General features: G+C 59.4%; 13 protein-coding genes. 8 read left to right on the top strand and 5 right to left on the bottom strand.

The window, feature by feature from the left end:
- Positions 1 to 53: 53 nt before the first annotated feature.
- Genes dndB through dndE form a run of 4 tightly spaced genes read left to right on the top strand, consistent with a single transcriptional unit; the run spans position 54 to position 5,049 of the window.
- Positions 54 to 1,187, top strand: a complete 1,134-nt coding sequence (gene dndB, locus ACIBX3_RS57260) for a DNA sulfur modification protein DndB (RefSeq protein WP_397129259.1) — start codon at positions 54 to 56, stop codon at positions 1,185 to 1,187.
- Complete coding sequence (gene dndC / locus ACIBX3_RS57255; protein WP_397129258.1) at positions 1,184 to 2,707, top strand: DNA phosphorothioation system sulfurtransferase DndC; 1,524 nt, start codon at positions 1,184 to 1,186, stop codon at positions 2,705 to 2,707. Before dndB ends, dndC begins: the two co-directional genes overlap by 4 nt.
- On the top strand, positions 2,694 to 4,682 hold the full coding sequence (dndD, locus tag ACIBX3_RS57250) for a DNA sulfur modification protein DndD (protein ID WP_397129257.1): 1,989 nt from the start codon (positions 2,694 to 2,696) through the stop codon (positions 4,680 to 4,682). Before dndC ends, dndD begins: the two co-directional genes overlap by 14 nt.
- A complete protein-coding gene (gene dndE / locus ACIBX3_RS57245; protein ID WP_397129256.1) occupies positions 4,672 to 5,049 on the top strand; it encodes a DNA sulfur modification protein DndE in 378 nt (125 codons plus the stop codon). Before dndD ends, dndE begins: the two co-directional genes overlap by 11 nt.
- 569 nt (positions 5,050 to 5,618) lie before the next feature.
- Here dndE and ACIBX3_RS57240 read toward each other — a convergent pair.
- Together ACIBX3_RS57240 and ACIBX3_RS57235 are read right to left on the bottom strand one after the other, a co-directional pair.
- The gene (locus ACIBX3_RS57240) at positions 5,619 to 6,458 is read right to left on the bottom strand and encodes an HNH endonuclease (RefSeq protein WP_397129271.1); all 840 of its coding nucleotides are present in this window, start codon (positions 6,456 to 6,458) and stop codon (positions 5,619 to 5,621) included.
- Positions 6,459 to 6,574: 116 nt separating this feature from the next.
- Positions 6,575 to 8,293, bottom strand: a complete 1,719-nt coding sequence (locus ACIBX3_RS57235) for a hypothetical protein (RefSeq protein WP_397129254.1) — start codon at positions 8,291 to 8,293, stop codon at positions 6,575 to 6,577.
- Between the two features lie 1,273 nt (positions 8,294 to 9,566).
- On the opposite strand from ACIBX3_RS57235, the gene ACIBX3_RS57230 reads away from it, so the two are divergent.
- Positions 9,567 to 11,015 (top strand): PIN-like domain-containing protein, encoded by a 1,449-nt coding sequence (locus tag ACIBX3_RS57230; RefSeq protein ID WP_397129253.1) that lies wholly within the window; start codon positions 9,567 to 9,569, stop codon positions 11,013 to 11,015.
- Positions 11,016 to 11,617: 602 nt separating this feature from the next.
- Here the strand turns inward: ACIBX3_RS57230 and ACIBX3_RS57225 are convergent.
- Positions 11,618 to 12,352, bottom strand: a complete 735-nt coding sequence (locus tag ACIBX3_RS57225; RefSeq protein WP_397129252.1) for an XRE family transcriptional regulator — start codon at positions 12,350 to 12,352, stop codon at positions 11,618 to 11,620.
- Between the two features lie 152 nt (positions 12,353 to 12,504).
- Here ACIBX3_RS57225 and ACIBX3_RS57220 point away from each other — a divergent pair, with 152 nt between their 5' ends.
- The 3 genes from ACIBX3_RS57220 to ACIBX3_RS57210 all read left to right on the top strand — a co-directional run bounded on the left by ACIBX3_RS57220 (position 12,505) and on the right by ACIBX3_RS57210 (position 13,938).
- A complete protein-coding gene (locus ACIBX3_RS57220) occupies positions 12,505 to 12,840 on the top strand; it encodes a hypothetical protein (RefSeq protein ID WP_397129251.1) in 336 nt (111 codons plus the stop codon).
- A gap of 12 nt (positions 12,841 to 12,852) precedes the next feature.
- Complete coding sequence (locus tag ACIBX3_RS57215) at positions 12,853 to 13,305, top strand: GntR family transcriptional regulator (RefSeq protein ID WP_397129250.1); 453 nt, start codon at positions 12,853 to 12,855, stop codon at positions 13,303 to 13,305.
- Positions 13,306 to 13,371: 66 nt separating this feature from the next.
- The gene (locus ACIBX3_RS57210) at positions 13,372 to 13,938 is read left to right on the top strand and encodes an HD domain-containing protein (protein WP_397129249.1); all 567 of its coding nucleotides are present in this window, start codon (positions 13,372 to 13,374) and stop codon (positions 13,936 to 13,938) included.
- On the opposite strand, the gene ACIBX3_RS57205 is transcribed toward ACIBX3_RS57210, so the two are convergent.
- Positions 13,906 to 14,382 carry an NUDIX hydrolase gene (locus ACIBX3_RS57205; RefSeq protein ID WP_397129248.1) on the bottom strand — a complete coding sequence of 159 codons (477 nt, stop codon included), beginning with the start codon at positions 14,380 to 14,382 and terminating at the stop codon, positions 13,906 to 13,908. The genes ACIBX3_RS57210 and ACIBX3_RS57205 overlap by 33 nt on opposite strands.
- A 3-nt stretch (positions 14,383 to 14,385) precedes the next feature.
- Positions 14,386 to 15,126, bottom strand: coding sequence for a helix-turn-helix transcriptional regulator (locus ACIBX3_RS57200; RefSeq protein WP_127936623.1), 741 nt, complete (start codon positions 15,124 to 15,126; stop codon positions 14,386 to 14,388).
- Between the last annotated feature and the right edge of the window lie 56 nt (positions 15,127 to 15,182).

The following is a 15,182-nucleotide window of genomic DNA, read 5'->3' as shown; positions in this document are numbered from 1 at the left end:
CAGGTAACGTGTGTACGTTAAAACGCACACGTACTTACGGTACCTTGGACCACGTGGGAACACACGCGCTGGCGCAGCAAGGCGGAGACGCCACAACTGCGGGCTTCGAGTACATCTTCCCCGCAATCCGCGGTGTGCAGGCAGGGCGTGAGTACTACGTATCGATGTGTCCGTTGCGCCTCATCCCCAAGATCTTTTTGTTCGATGAGGACGAGCTAGCACCGGAGGTTCGGGCGCAGAGAGTCCTGAACAAGGGACGAGTTCCAGCGCTTGCGCGGTACATCCTGGAGAACCCCGACGATTACGTCTTTTCTGCGCTAACCGCCTCCGTCGATGGCGCCATGCGCTTCGTGGGGGTGGCGGACCAAGGGCCGGGGTTGCGGGTCGGTCAGTTGCACATCCCGATGGCCTCACGCTTCTTGATCAATGATGGCCAGCACCGGCGTGCCGCCATCGAGGTAGCACTCAAAGACAACCCATCGCTCGGCGATGAGACCATCGCCGTCGTCTTCTTCCATGACGCGGGCCTAGAGCGCAGCCAGCAAATGTTCGCTGACCTGAACCGCCATGCCGTGCGGCCGGCTCGTTCCATAGGCGTCCTCTACGACCACCGGGATGAGCTCTCGCAGCTGACGCGACTCCTCGCGTTGAAGTGCCCGGTGTTCCGCAACTTCGTTGAGATGGAGAGCAGTAACCTCTCTGCTCGATCACGCAAGCTCTTCACACTCAGCGCCCTGTACTCGGCGATGAGCGCCCTTCTTCAAGGGCTGGAGCTGACTAGCGGCAAGGACGTGGAACGCCTGTCGTCGGGTTACTGGGAAGCTATCGATGATCTCATCCCGGACTGGGGAGAGGTGCGGAGACGATCTCTGTCCGCCTCCGAGATACGAAAACAGTACCTACACACGCATGGGATCGCACTCCATGCTCTAGGGCTGCTCGGGAACACACTGCTTCGCGATTCCCTTGATCCAGAGGAGTGGAAGCCGCGGCTGGCGCCGCTTCGGGACGTGGACTGGTCACGAACCAATCCTGACTGGGAGGGACGTGCGATCATCGGTGGCCGTGTCTCGAAGAATCACCAAAACGTCGTACTTACCGTGAATTATCTACGCAAGCAGCTCGGTCTCGAACTGACTGCCGATGAGCAGCAGGCAGAAGACGCCTACCAGCGAGGAGAGCGATGAGCACCCCGACGCGCAGTGCCGTCATGCTGAACACGCCCACCCGGCGCGCCGTCCCCTTTGAGAGTCAAGGCGGTCTCGCCGCGGTGGTGAACAAGCTGACCGCGGAGATCCGTGAGCTATACCTGGCTGATCAGGTTCCTTGGGTCGTGGGCTATAGCGGTGGGAAAGATTCCACTGCGGTGCTTCAACTCGTGTGGCTGGCGCTACGAGGCCTAGAGCCCGATCAGCGCACCAAACCGGTCTATGTCATCAGTACGGACACCCTGGTTGAGAATCCAGTCGTTGCTGCTTGGGTGACCCAATCGCTGGAGACCATGCGTAAGGCGGCAGAGCAGCAGCAGCTTCCGATCCAGCCGAATCGGCTGGTGCCTGATGTGAAGGACACGTTCTGGGTGGGCTTGATCGGAAAGGGTTACCCCGCTCCGAAGCCGAAGTTCCGCTGGTGCACCGAACGCTTGAAGATCAAGCCTTCTAATTCATTTATTCGCCGGGTCGTGCATGACCACGGTGAGGCGATCCTGGTCCTGGGCATCCGCAAGGCCGAGAGTCAGGCTCGGGCCCGAGTGATGGAGCGCCACGAGAAGCGTCGTGTCCGTGACCGTCTCTCGCCCAACGGCAATCTTCCCAACTCCCTCGTGTACAGCCCCGTTGAGGCATGGAGCAACGACGAGGTCTGGACGTTCTTGATGCAGCAGTCCAACCCTTGGGGGCATCCGAACAAGGATCTCCTCACCATGTATCAAGGGGCGTCGAGCGACGGAGAATGCCCACTCGTGGTGGACAACACCACTCCTTCCTGTGGTGACAGCCGCTTCGGCTGCTGGACGTGCACTCTTGTCGACAAGGACAAGTCCATGTCAGCGATGATCCAGAACGATGAGGAGAAGGAGTGGATGCTTCCCCTCCTGGAGCTACGCGACGAGCTCGACGCTCCCGACGACAGCCACTTGCGTGACTTCCGGAAGATGAACGGCACGATCCAGCTGTTCCACGATCGCAACGTTCCTGGACCGTACACCCAGAAGGCTCGTGAGGACTGGCTCCGCAAACTCCTTAACGCTCAGACCTGGATCCGGCAGAACGCCCCAGAGCATGTGCGGGGCATCGAGCTCATCACCATGGACGAGCTGCATGAGATCCGACGCATTTGGGTCTTCGAGAAGCATGAGGTTGAGGATTCGCTACCCCAAATCTACGAGCAGGAGACGGGTGAGGAGTTCCCTGGCGGTCCGCTCGACCAGCACCTCGCAGTGGCTGCGGATGAGGTGGAGCTGCTTCGTGAGGTCTGCGACGGAGACGACCTGCATTTCGAGACGATGCGTGAGCTACTTGCGGTCGAGCGGAAATTCCGCACGATGACTCGTCGCTCCGGGCTTTTCGAAGCACTCGAGAAGGCGATCAAGAAGGGCTACTACACAGATGAGGAGGACGCGGTCGAGCTAGCCAAACGCAACCAGCAGAACAAGATCGCCCCCGCCCTTCTCGGATTGGATGAAGAGAGCACCGATGCTTCTACATGAGATCACTCTTGAGAACTTCGGTGCGTACCTTGGCAAGCAGGTCCTCTCTCTGAACCCCAAGCCTGGTAAGCCGATCATCCTAATCGGCGGCCTCAACGGTTGCGGGAAGACGACCCTGCTGGATGCTATCCAACTCGCGTTGTATGGCTCCCGTGCACGGTGCAGCGGTAGGGGAAACCGCTCCTACGACGCGTTCCTCCGTGACAGCGTGAACCGTCAGGCCGTCCCAAAGCAGGCAGGCGTGAAACTCTGGTTCTCGACCACGGTTGAAGGGGAGCAACGTCATTACCGCATTGAGCGAAACTGGTCCATCGCGGGAAAGACTCTCCGCGAATCCCTAGCGGTCTTCGTCAACGGCGAACACGATAAGGCCGTCAGTGACACGTGGGCGGACTATGTAGAGGATCTTCTACCGCTGGAAGTCGCATCTCTCTTCTTCTTTGATGGCGAGAAGATCGAATCCCTTGCTGACCCTGAGCGGGCCGCTCCAGTCATCGAGTCGGCGGTTCAATCGCTCCTAGGGGTCAGCACGGTCGAACAGCTGCGAACCGACCTGCTTGCTCTTCAACGGCGCCAGAAGGTGAGCCGAGAGGACCAGGCCGCACTCGAGTTGATCGCCACCATCGAAGCGCAGCTTGAGGAGAACGAGGTGGCCAGAGCAGATGCGCTTCAGCGAGTCGCTTCCGCAAAAGCTGGTCTCCTACATGAGAAGAAGGAGCTGAAGGCTGTCGAGGCCGCCTTCGCTAAGGAAGGGGGAGACCTCTTCCGCCGTCGGGCGGAGCTAGAAGCACAGAGTGCCCACGCGAGAGGCCGGCTCGAAGCTGTGAGCGCAACTCTTGCCAACACCATTGCAGCAGGACCGCTCCCACTCCTCCTCCTTAAGGATCAGCTAGAGGCTCTGCGTGCACAGGTAGCTCGGGAGGAAGATGCGGTCCGCGCGGAGCAGCTACTCGACGCCCTGCACAAGCGGGACAAGGCGATTCTCTCGCTACTCGGCAACGGCATACCGGATGTTCAGCTTGAGCAGGTCGCCCAGTTCATGGAAGAGGACCGTGCCCAGCGCGTGGCTGATGCAGGCCTTCCAAGAGTGATCCAGATGTCGGCGACAGGCATTCAGCAACTCCACTCGCTTGACCAAGTTCTTGAGAGCGAATCACAGCGTGCGGAAGAGCTGCTCATTGAGTCTGGAGAGCTCAGAGCGCAGCTCGACGCGCTAGATCGGCAGTTGGCCGGCGTTCCAGCAGAAGATGCGATCGCCGACCTGATCGCCCGACAGGACAAGGTCCGCCAGCGAGTGGAAGACCTCGAGCGAGAACTGCGCGCCACAGAGGAGGCTCACGCCGCACGTGTCCGGGAACACGCGCAGCTCCAGGCAGCCCGCGAGAAGGCATATGCCAAACGAGCCAAAGGGCTAGCCGCGATCGAGCACCGTGCCCGTGTGGTTTCATACTCCGACCGTGCTCGTAACACTTTGGACAAATTCGGAGAGCTCCTGCTGCAACGTCATATCAGTCGGTTGGAGGTTGCTGTACTAGACAGCTTCAATCGCCTAATGCGCAAGGACGGCCTAGTCAAGGACCTCCGCATCGACACTAGCAACTTCACCTTGACCTTGATTGGCGCGGACGACGACGACCTCAATCCTGCACGTCTGAGCGCTGGCGAGCGTCAGCTCTTGGCGGTATCCCTCCTCTGGGGTCTAGCTCGCGTAGCGGGCAACAGGCTCCCGAGCGTCATCGATACTCCGCTGGGTCGACTGGATAGTCGGCACAGACAGAATCTAGTTGAGCGTTACTTCCCGCATGCAAGCCACCAAGTGCTTCTGCTGTCGACAGACGAAGAGATTGACGATGAGCTGCTAAAGCACCTGATTCCATCGATCGCGCAGACATACACATTGGTCCACAACGATACGACGCTCACAACTATGGTCGAACGCGGATACGGATGGGGAAAGACTCGGTATGTCGCTTGATACAATCCGATTGTCCCAACCGGCAAAGGATCAGTTGATCAAACTTAAACGAGTCACTGGCATAAAGAACTGGAACGTTCTGTGCCGCTGGGCTCTAGCTGTGTCTTTGCAAGACGAAACGTCCCCGCTAGTGCGCGATGTTGTTACTGATTCCAATATCGAGATGTCTTGGCGAACCTTCGCTGGAGCTTACGGGGATATCTACATGGCGTTGATTAGATACCGATGTCAGCGTGATGGCAATGAACCAACCGAAGAAGCTTGTGAGAGGACCCTCATCACGCACCTGCATCGCGGCATTGGATATCTTGCAGGGCGACGTGAGCTAAACTCCGTGGACAACCTGGTAAAGGCTGCTCTTGCATAGCCCTTGAAGGGCGGCGATTTGTCCCTTCGGCCTTTTGCTGTCATCGGAAAGGCGGCCGCAGGTCGCTTCGGCCAGTTGGCCCAGGACAGGGTTAATCGCTGATGAGAGGGGGCAGGCACGGCCTTCTCCGATCATTTGGCGTAGAGAACCTCATGATCACGAAGATCGTGCCTGTTCGCCTACTCCCAGCCGCCCATCGTTTCGGCACGGCAGGCCACCGCCCTCAGCCGCTGAATCGGACACCGTGGTCGTCAACGTCACTTCGCCGAGGGCCCTGCTACCCGCTCCTGCTCCGCGGGCGTGTACCCGCCTCTTTGCCCGCACCGAATAGCACGGTCGTACCGCACCGGAAGCGCTCCGTCACGACGCCAAGACTCTACGTATTCAAGGTGTGTAGCTGTGCTCGGTAGCTTCACGCCTCATGCGTAAGGACCGCCTGCCTGATCCTTCATATCGACGCCTCCAAGTTTACCTTGACTTTGGCAAGATTAGACGGAGAACAATTCGTCCCCTCATGAAGTATTGATGAATCTGTTAGCTACATCGACCTCCAAGTTTACTATTTTGCTTCATATGCGTGACCGTGCAGTGGAAAGTGCCACATACCTCTCATAAGACCATGGATCGTGGTCAGAACAGTAGACAGCGAAGTTGGCTGGATTAAGAGCACCGCGAGCGTTCTGTGGACCAGCGAACAGTTCATGGGTGTCCAATGTCGCAGTACATCCAGACGCTTCTTCGCAACGACCACTCATACTGACGAGGCGTAAGACCCAGAAAGGCTGAGGAACTGTCACCCATCCGAGGTGTGGATTTAGAATTTTTCCAAAAGCCCATGAGCCAACATCGTACAAGCTGCCATATTTGCTCTTAACGCGATTGCACCAGCCACAAGCTAGCCTCAGATTACTGATGTCAGTCAAGCCTCCTGCTGTGACCGGCCGGACGTGGTCTACCTCTATCCTAAGATCTCGAGGATTAAGGCCACGCGGCCGAGTGAAATCCACGAACAGCGGTTCTGGGATGGGTGCATTGCCTGTACGGACAAGGCGGGCGCCGGCCTGGGGAGAGAACTGATAGCCGCAAAGATAGCATCGAGGGTCCGGCTGCGCATTGGACCAGAGCAACCTCCTGTCGGCAAGCGTGATGCTGTGTCTCTTCCTTGCGCGCCGCTGGAGGACTTCTCCCCAGGCTATCTCCGTAATTGTTTCAGCCAGCTGCTTAACCTCGTGGAGTGGAAGCGTCGGGTAGCGTCGTCGGATCTCGCGGAGGATATCAATTCCCAGGTGCAGAATGTGCTTACTTTCATCGTGCACATAAATAGCTAGATCAGCTACACTTTCGATAAACCACCAGGCGTGGAGTACAGTTACATCGACCTCCAGTAGTAGCTGTTTCGGCCCAAGCATGTGGTGAGGCACCTTAAGTTTCGCGAACTCCTGGAGTGCTTCACGATCCCACCGATTCTTATCAAGCTCTTCCAGCGAACGGAGGAAACTTCGTACTTGGTTCGATTGCATATCTTCTACTTGGGAACGTATTCGCTTGCTTTGGGAAGCCCGGCAGATGGGTCGCGCCTATACTCGGACCAAAGGGACGCCCATTTCACTTTAACGGGTCGCTGATCCTTCTTCATGCCTGTGGGCAGCGGCCATTCGCGTGCGAAGTAAGAGTCCTTTACTCCATCGAGCCAGTCCTCGAAAGTTGCATCGACATCGGCGACATGGTTGAGCGTCTTTTTGCGCATGCACAGATATTCGAAGTAGTCTGCCGCTAGGATCGTGAGGCTTACCATATTGAAAAGGTTTCCCCTACTGCTTCCCCACGCGTTTGGCGCTCGCATGTCGTCGATGATGCCAAATCTGTCTCTTACGAGCGTGAAGAACCGAATGAAGACTGTGCGCCATGGCCCGTCCGCCTGGCTCCAGATCTTAAACTTCGCCTCGTCAGTATCTCCCTCAGATACGAGCTCGCTTTGAGGGAGAAGTTCGCGCCGCCATTTCCTGGCATAGTCGTTTTTCTGGCCGTATAGTTTCCCGCCTGACAGTTCACGGAAAATTTGGACGAGACCTTTAAGCACCGTCCACTGCAGATGCTCTGAGTTGTCACCGACAATTCCAGTCTGGACCAGCCCTTTAAACGGACTTTCATCGGCACGAGTCAGATAGGCGACCGCACGTGAGTCGTCTAGCTGGATTTTCGCATTTCTGAGCCGTTGAGCTACTGGCTCGAGCTCCTCCTTGCTCAGACTCGTCGAGACGATGGTTCCCAGGAGAGCTTTCCCCATTGGGGTTGCTTTTTGGTTAACCACGACGAATTGGAAGACATGTTCGCTAGGGCTGTCGTCCATAAGGAGGGACATGGGAAGCCATCTGTCGTTCTGCTTGATGAGTTCACTAGCAATTGAGCCGGGATCAATCTCATCAGGATCGCCGCTGCCTTCACCGAAGAGAGCCTCCATGAGCTTGCTTTTGCCATTGGGCGTTTCGAGCGACTCACGGACGGCTCTCACCGCTCCGCGGAGACGATGCTGACCATCGACGAGGACTATTGGGAGAAGGTAAGACTTGACGGCTTCCTTCGTGAAACCCACTATTGACTCAGGATCTTCTTCGGGTGGGAACATTTCCAGTGCGGCGATACGAGTCCGGATCTCGATGTAGAAGTCGACTATCCTGGTCTCTTCGGCCAGCAGAATGCCTGAGATATCTTCCGGGTCATCGGCCGACGGGTCGAAATCGTCGTCACTGTCTACGTCATCCAGATCAACATCTGGATCGTGAGGCATTCCATGCTCTCTAGCAGCCTCTGTCAGAGTTCTTTGATACCGACCTTGCGGGATAGGAGCACTTAGCAGGCCTGGTAGGCGGTCCTCCAGCCGGATGCGGAGGCGCCTAAGAAGGTCTACGAGCTTAAGGTCATCGAGGCTTTCATACTCGATAACTATGTGACCTACATTTTGCTCCTCTTCAATAGGAACGAAGGTGACCGACTGTGCACTTTGGAGGGCACAGAGCAACGGATTTTGGACAATGTTGTGTGGATTGTCGAAGAAAGCTGAAATCTCTGCGACACGAGAGACGTTTTCTTCCCGCTGAAAGCCGACAGTTTCTTCGCCATGGAGTCGCTGCCGCTGGGGAACGCCTGCCCACTGCTCGATCTCTGTTGCTGGAGCCGAGAAGAGGATGAGGGGTTTTGCCTCGGCTGTCTGCCGCATCAGGCAAGCGGGATAGCGGAAGTACATGGCTCTCCTGCTCGTAGGGGGTGGTTCTGGTTATGTTAGCGTCATGAACCTATTATTGCGAGGTCGTGTAGCCCACGTATCTATGTCCATGAATGCACTGTGTGCGACGACATGTCCGGAGCGCCAGTGCGGATACAGCCGTCTGTCGGAGCCCGTCATGTGATCGTCGCACCTTTGCGTCAGGGCGATGATGCGTGCAGGTCATGGACGGGACTGTCTGAGGATTCTGTAATAGGGGTTTCGACCAGTGGAGGGATGCTGGTGCTAGCGGTTGCTGATTGTTTTGGGACATCGAAGATTTGCTCGGCCCGAGCCTTTGCTTGACCTCAGCACGGTCCATCCCAAGGAGCATGGGAAGACCCCAAAGCCGCGCGAAGCCCCCTGCCTCCACGCTGGTGGAGGCAGGGGGTGCCTTCTCGACAGGCGGTCGACGTGTTGGCTGATCTTCGTCCCACGGGTCGGTCCGCACCTTTCCCTACCTGCTCGGCCGGTTCGGCGACAACAAAGACATGTTAGGTTTTGTCGCGGTTCAAGGCTGCGACCCAGGGCGTGGCGCTCACCACCGACCTGTGGCACGGCCCGATGCGGATGGTCGACTCCACCAGCAGCCCATCGTGCCCCGCCACTCGCGGCTCTGTGCTGGTCGGCTGGCTGACTACGGCTACTGCCGCTCCCAGTTTCGTTGGTACTGGACACGTGATCTGCAGGGCCGCCGGCCCGCGCATCAGCTGGTCGCTCGCCGCGCCCGGTATCGACGAACGAGGTACACCTGGCCGCCTGCGACCAAAACCCGTACCTTGTGATCGAGTAGCCCCATCTGCCGTCATCGCCGACAAAGGGAACGACGCTCAGCAGCCATTCAGTGCTGTCCGTGCTGACGGCCTTGAAGTACATCCGCTCCATACGGGCGTGGATCCTGTCATCACATCCGGGCGAACATGCTCATCACGAGCTTAGGCCAGATCTTGGCCTGGGATTGCAGGTACAGGTCTGTTCATACCTCTTCATGCCATGCACGTACTAGGTGGGAGAACAAGCACCGACATGGGCGTAATGTGTCGTTGCTCCCAGACATAATGCCTTTGGCGCGCATGGCTGACAGGGCTCCCGCACCCAGTCCGTCGTATATGCCCAGCTCAGCTAGCGAATGGCGGCTGATTTCTGCGGGAGACCCTGATTGACTCAGGCTGTAGTAAGGGATAGGTGCTCGACTCAACACCATGAACTTGTATAAGCGGTTCCATTAGTCGATCTGTCAGGGCATGATGCTGCTGTGCCAGCAAGACAACGTCGCCCTTCGCAGGGTCTCTACGATGGCTACGAGGAGTACAAGACAGCCTCCAGTGAGGACTATCGACAGGTTCTCACCACAGGAATGGTGGTTCCCGACACAAATACACTACTCAATCTGTATCGCTACAACAAGCGGACGCGAAACGACCTTATTGCTATTTTGGAGCGGGTATCGAGTCAACTTTGGGTGCCACGCCAAGTTCTCGATGAGTTTTGGAGAAACCGCAAGAAGGCGCTGGATGATTCACGGAGCATCCTTACGGAAACAACTGCAGAATTGAGATCTCTGCAGCAGAAATCGGCCGAGGTTGTGAACAGATGGTCCAATCGTCTCGCGCTGTCAGGTGAGAACCTCGATTCCATCAGAGACTCGCTGAAGCGAGGCTTCGAGGTAGCGATCAATCGAATCCAAAAGCTTACGGAAGCCGAAGCTTTCATCGTGAGTGAGAACACGAACGACGATCCTGTTCTGATCGCCCTCGAGCCGCTGTTCGCTGGCCGCATTGGCCCAGCATTTGGTGATTCCGAGGTGGACACTCTCTTTGCTGAAGCCAATCGACGAATCCAGAATAGAGTTCCTCCTGGCTATGAGGACAAGGATAAGAAGGGCGGTTTTCCTGCCGGCGACTTCTTTATCTGGGAGCAGGTTATCCGGGAGGCGGAAGAGAGGAGATGTGATGTCCTAATCATCACAGGTGATAAGAAGAAGGATTGGTGGCAGGAGGAGGGCGGTGAAAGGAAAGGCCCGCGCATGGAGCTTATTCGTGAGCTTCGTGGGCGTGCGCAAGTGCGGCTCTTCATGCTTCGGCCCGAAAGTCTCTTGCAATATGCGAAGTCGGTTCTCAACGTTGAGGTAAGTCAAAAGTCGGTCGAAGATGCCGGGCGAGTAGATCGCTTGCGCGCTGCCCTTGAACTGTCCAGTCTGACGCTCGAGGAAGTTAGCGCTTTGGACAGCTTGGCCGAGGACGCAGTCGGCGGCTATCTTCTTGCCAAGCTGCCCCGTGACCAAAACGGTGACTACCTGGAGACTGTGTTCGACATGGCTCAACTTGCGTCTAGCTCCCCTACGCTGGAGGCGTATCTGGATGCTTTTCAAAACCGATTTCCCAACATAACGCTCCGCACTGAGGCGCGCCGAAGAATGCGGAACCTGGAATCGCTAGGCCTGGCATCTGTAACTAAGAACCAGGTTCGCCTCACTCCTCTCGGCGAACGATTTGTTGCAGACGGGGGAAGCTTAGAGCTGCTGCAGATCAGCTTTCTCAGAAGAATTAGTGGTGCAGTCGCTATACTCGATATGGCGAAAGAAGCGTCACCTCGAAAGCTTCGTGGAAAATTAGCTCGCACTCCGCCTCAAGGCGTGAGCGCAACTCAGGCGATGTTAACACTGCGCTGGCTGGAGCAACTCAACCTAATCGAGTCGATATAAGCCCTCACTGGCCCGGTGATACCTGAATTCTGGCCGACGATCATATCTCAGTCCTTCGAAATTGCTCGGAGAATCGACGGTGCGGATCATGCACCTCTTGACAGGTCCCTACAGACGGGGACGGCATTACGCCATCGACGCCTCTGCCAAGGCGGGGCTGCCCTGTGACAGGTGGAGGCGGGCGGTGGTCTCGCTGACGATTCGATTCCCTGATTGATCGCTGTCAACGATTGAAGCTGGGGCAGCACATCGCAGCCTGGCGGTCAACACGGCGTACAGGGATGGAAATGCCAGCAGTGTTTCCTAAGCCGCACCCCTCGACCGGTGGCAAGGCCTGAGGAACGAAGGCCGCGGCAGTCGATCGCCCTTGTCGGGTCGACGAGAACCGAAGTGAGCGATCGTCACGGCGTTCAGTTCTCCTTGCGCGGTCTGTCCGGGCGCGCGGGGCGGTGCGTGCCCGGACCGGCCAGAGAGCCGCAGCCGGGCACGCAGACCGCCCGGCGGGCCGCGCAGCGGGCCGCCCTTGATCACGTACAGATAAGTTGCTTTCTGATCTTGGGCGCTTTCGGCTGATCTTGGTTCCCCGTCTGGGTGCTGGCTGATCAGCCCCGCTGGTCGTACATCCGGGCGCCACCCCATACGTGCTCGAAGCTGCCCAGGTACGTCGATGCGGACGCCTCCTGTTCTGTGGCGTGGAGGTGGAACACGGGAGCTTGGGCTGCAGGTGTGCCGTAAGCGTGGCTATTGACCAGCAGATCGGCGTCTGATCGGTAGATCGAGTTGTAGAGCACGGTTTGGTGGAGGCGGATCTCGACGTTGTCAATGCTCATGAGGGGCCGGTACAGGCTCAGTGCGTTTCTGACCCGGGCAACCATGACGGTGGAACCGATGGCTTCGTCAACGCCTCGCGCCGCGACTGCGGGCGCGTCGGGATCGCCGAGTAGGACACGCACTTGGACACCGGATCGGGCTTGATCGGCCAACAGGCGGATGATGCCGGTGTCCTCGGCGAGGAACAGGCCGCTGTAGGCGAGGATGCCGATCTCGTGCCTGGCTGACTGGAAGAGCTGTCGCCATGTGGCCCGGGGGACCGTCCAGCGGTGCGGGTAGACGGCCTGGAGCTCGTCATTAAATGGGCGACGTTGGTGGACGATCTCAGGCCAGAGTTCAGTTTCGTCGACATGGAGCAGGTCGGCGATGGCCCAGCGGTGCCGTGGGTACGGTAGGCGGCCCCTGAGCCAGCGGTGCACGGTCTTGGGGTCTACAGCGAGGTGCGCGGCAACGTCCGTGGGCTGAAGGCGGGCGTTGTTCAGGGCGTGGCGAAGGTTGTCGTTCATGCGCGCCTCCCGCGTAACCAGGCGTTCTGCCTGGACGCTAACACGAGACGTCCCTAGACGTCCCTGAGTTGCGGTGTAGAGGTTCCGCTGCGCGGGCGAATCTCGACCTACACAGTCCGTGACAGTGAAGGGACAGCTCGGTCATGACGAGCATGAGAGAACGACAGTACGCCTATGCGCAGCGAGCGCTTACCGCGCTGGGGGATGAGCTTACGAAGCGGGACGTCCCCACAGCACTCGTCGTGGCGGAGGACGGTCGGCCCGGCCTGGAGGTGACCGACAGTCGGTTGCGGGTCCGCCGCGTCTTCGTCCACCCCGGGTTCTGCTGGTTCTACTGGGGCGACCAGGGCGACGAGCGGGTCACCTGCCTGCGCCTCGGCGCTGCCGTCGGGCGGATCGCGCAGGCCGCACGGGACGGCTGGCACGAGGGCGAGCAAGGCGAACTCCGCATCGACCTGCGCCGCATCGCGGATGCCTACCGGACCTGAGACACATCGACAGTGAAGAGGTGGCTGACCGGTTGGCGGATCTTCACCCAGATCGTTGACCGGCTTCGAGAACGGATCACGATGAGCATGTATCCGAAGGGTTCGATGCTGCCGTCTGAGGCAGCGCTGTGCGCGGAGTTCGGAGTCGCGCGCAACACGGTGCGGCGGGCGCTGGCCGTGCTGGAGGACGAAGGGCTGATCCTGACCATCCCCGCGAAAGGCCGGCTGGTCCTCGGCGGCGACAAGCCGAAGGATGAGCCGTACCTATACCAGGCGATCGCACGGGAGCTGCGCGGCGAGATCGAACGCGGAGAGCTGGCGCCCGGCTCGACGCTGCCCAGTGAGGCGCAGCTGCGGCGCACGCATGGAGTGTCGCGGAGCACGGTCCGGCAGGCGCTTATGGTGCTGGAGCGGGAAGGGCTGATCGTGTCGGAGCACGGGCGAGGGCGGTTCGTGCGCCGGTGAGACGTCCTGGGACGTCCCGGCGGATGCTCTGGATCGAATCCGGCATCCTGTGCCTATCGTGAACATGTGGGACAAGCTGAATGGGCTCATGACCTCGCCAAAGACCTGCTGGAGACGACGTTGCCGCGGCGCTGGGCGCACACCCAGGGGGTTGCCGCCCGCGCCATGTCGCTGGCGCCCATCCTTGGCGACGAGGCCGACACCCTTACCGCCGCCGCCTACCTGCACGACATCGGATACGCCCCCGATCTAGTCTCGACTGGCTTCCATCCCCTCGACGGTGCGCGCTATCTGCGCGATGTCCACCAGGCCGACGACACGCTCTGCCGCCTGGTCGCGCATCATTCCTGTGCAGTGAATGAGGCCCTTGAACGGTCGCTGTTCACCGAACTGACGCGGGAGTTCGACGAGAAGGGGCCCGAACTGGTGCAGGCGCTGACCTACTGCGACATGACGACCGGCCCGGACGGACGGCATCTCGACGTCACGGACCGCCTGGCCGAGATTCATTCCCGCTATGGCCCTGATCACCTGGTCAGCCGGTCGGTCACGGCTTCGACGCCGTGCATCTTGTCTGCTGTACGGGCGGTGAAGGCGGCGCTAGCCGATGTGCGGCAGGGCGGTGCCGGCTAGATAGTGCTCGATGCGCATCCGCATTGACCGGTCCATCTGCAGTTCGGTGACCTGCTCGCGCGGCATCCAGCGGACTTCGCGGGACTCATCGCTCGGCGTGGGCTCGCCGCTGATGGCTCGGCCGGTCAGGACGATCGAGAACTCCTGGCGGGCCTCGCCGTTGGAGGTGTAGAGGATCACGTGCCGAGGGTCGCTGTACGTGCCGACCAAGCCTGTGATCTCGCAGATGATGCCGCTCTCTTCACGCGTTTCCCGGATAGCGGCCTGCGGGATGGACTCGCCGAGATCGATCGCTCCGCCGGGAACGGCCCAGTTGCCGTTGTCGCTGCGGCGGATCATCAGGATCTCGTCCGCGTCGTTGGTGACGATGACGTTCACGGACGGGACCAGGCTGTTGGGCGCTGGGGCGTCGGGGTCGTCGTAGTAGTCGATCCGCTTGGCCATGGCTCACGACCCTACCGGCCGCGCGCCGTCCCAGACGCGCTCGAAGCTTTCGGCGTAGGTGGCGACCATGTCGCCGCCGACGACCTTGCGTAGATGGAGGACCGGCGCGTTCCCGGCCGGGACGCCGTAGACGTGGGTGTTGATGAGGAACTGATCGTCGGCACGATAGATCGAGTTGTACAGCACCGTGGCATGTAGCCGGAACTCGATGTTCGCGCGTCCCTGTAGGGGCCGGTACAGGACGAGGACGTTGCGAATCTTGGCGGCCATGCCGTCGTCGATGCCCTCGTCCTTGCCACGCTGGGCCACCTCGGCGCAGTCCGGATCACCCAACAGGATGCGCACCCGGACCCCAGCGTCTGCTTTCTCGCCGAACATGCGCACCAAGCCCGTGTCGTCAGCGAGGAACAACCCGCTGTAGACCAGCACGCCGATCTCCTCAGACGCACTCGCGAACAGTCGTCCCCACACGTCCCTTGGGACCGCCCAGCGGTGCGGGTAGACAGTGACGATCTCGGACTCTGAGGCTGCCGCGACCTGTTCGCGGGTCAACGCCTCCGGCCAGAGGTAGGTCTCCTCAGTGTCGAGGTAGGAAGCCACCGCAAATCGGTGCTTTCGGTACGGCGCACGGCCCTTGGTGATCCACCGCTCGACCGTTTTGGGGTCAACCTGGATCGCGTTGGCCAGGTCGGTGATGCTCACGCCCTTTTGTAGGAGGGCGGCACGTAGCCGTTCGTTCGCCATCTCACCTGCTCCGGGGACGTCCGGGGACCTCGCCATCGTAGGCCGGACGTCTTGAA

It is taken from the genome of Nonomuraea sp. NPDC049480, assembly GCF_044465905.1.
Lineage (GTDB): Bacteria > Actinomycetota > Actinomycetes > Streptosporangiales > Streptosporangiaceae > Nonomuraea.
The sequence above is the reverse complement of the archived record's forward strand: the minus strand, read 5'-3'. Positions and strand labels throughout refer to the sequence as shown.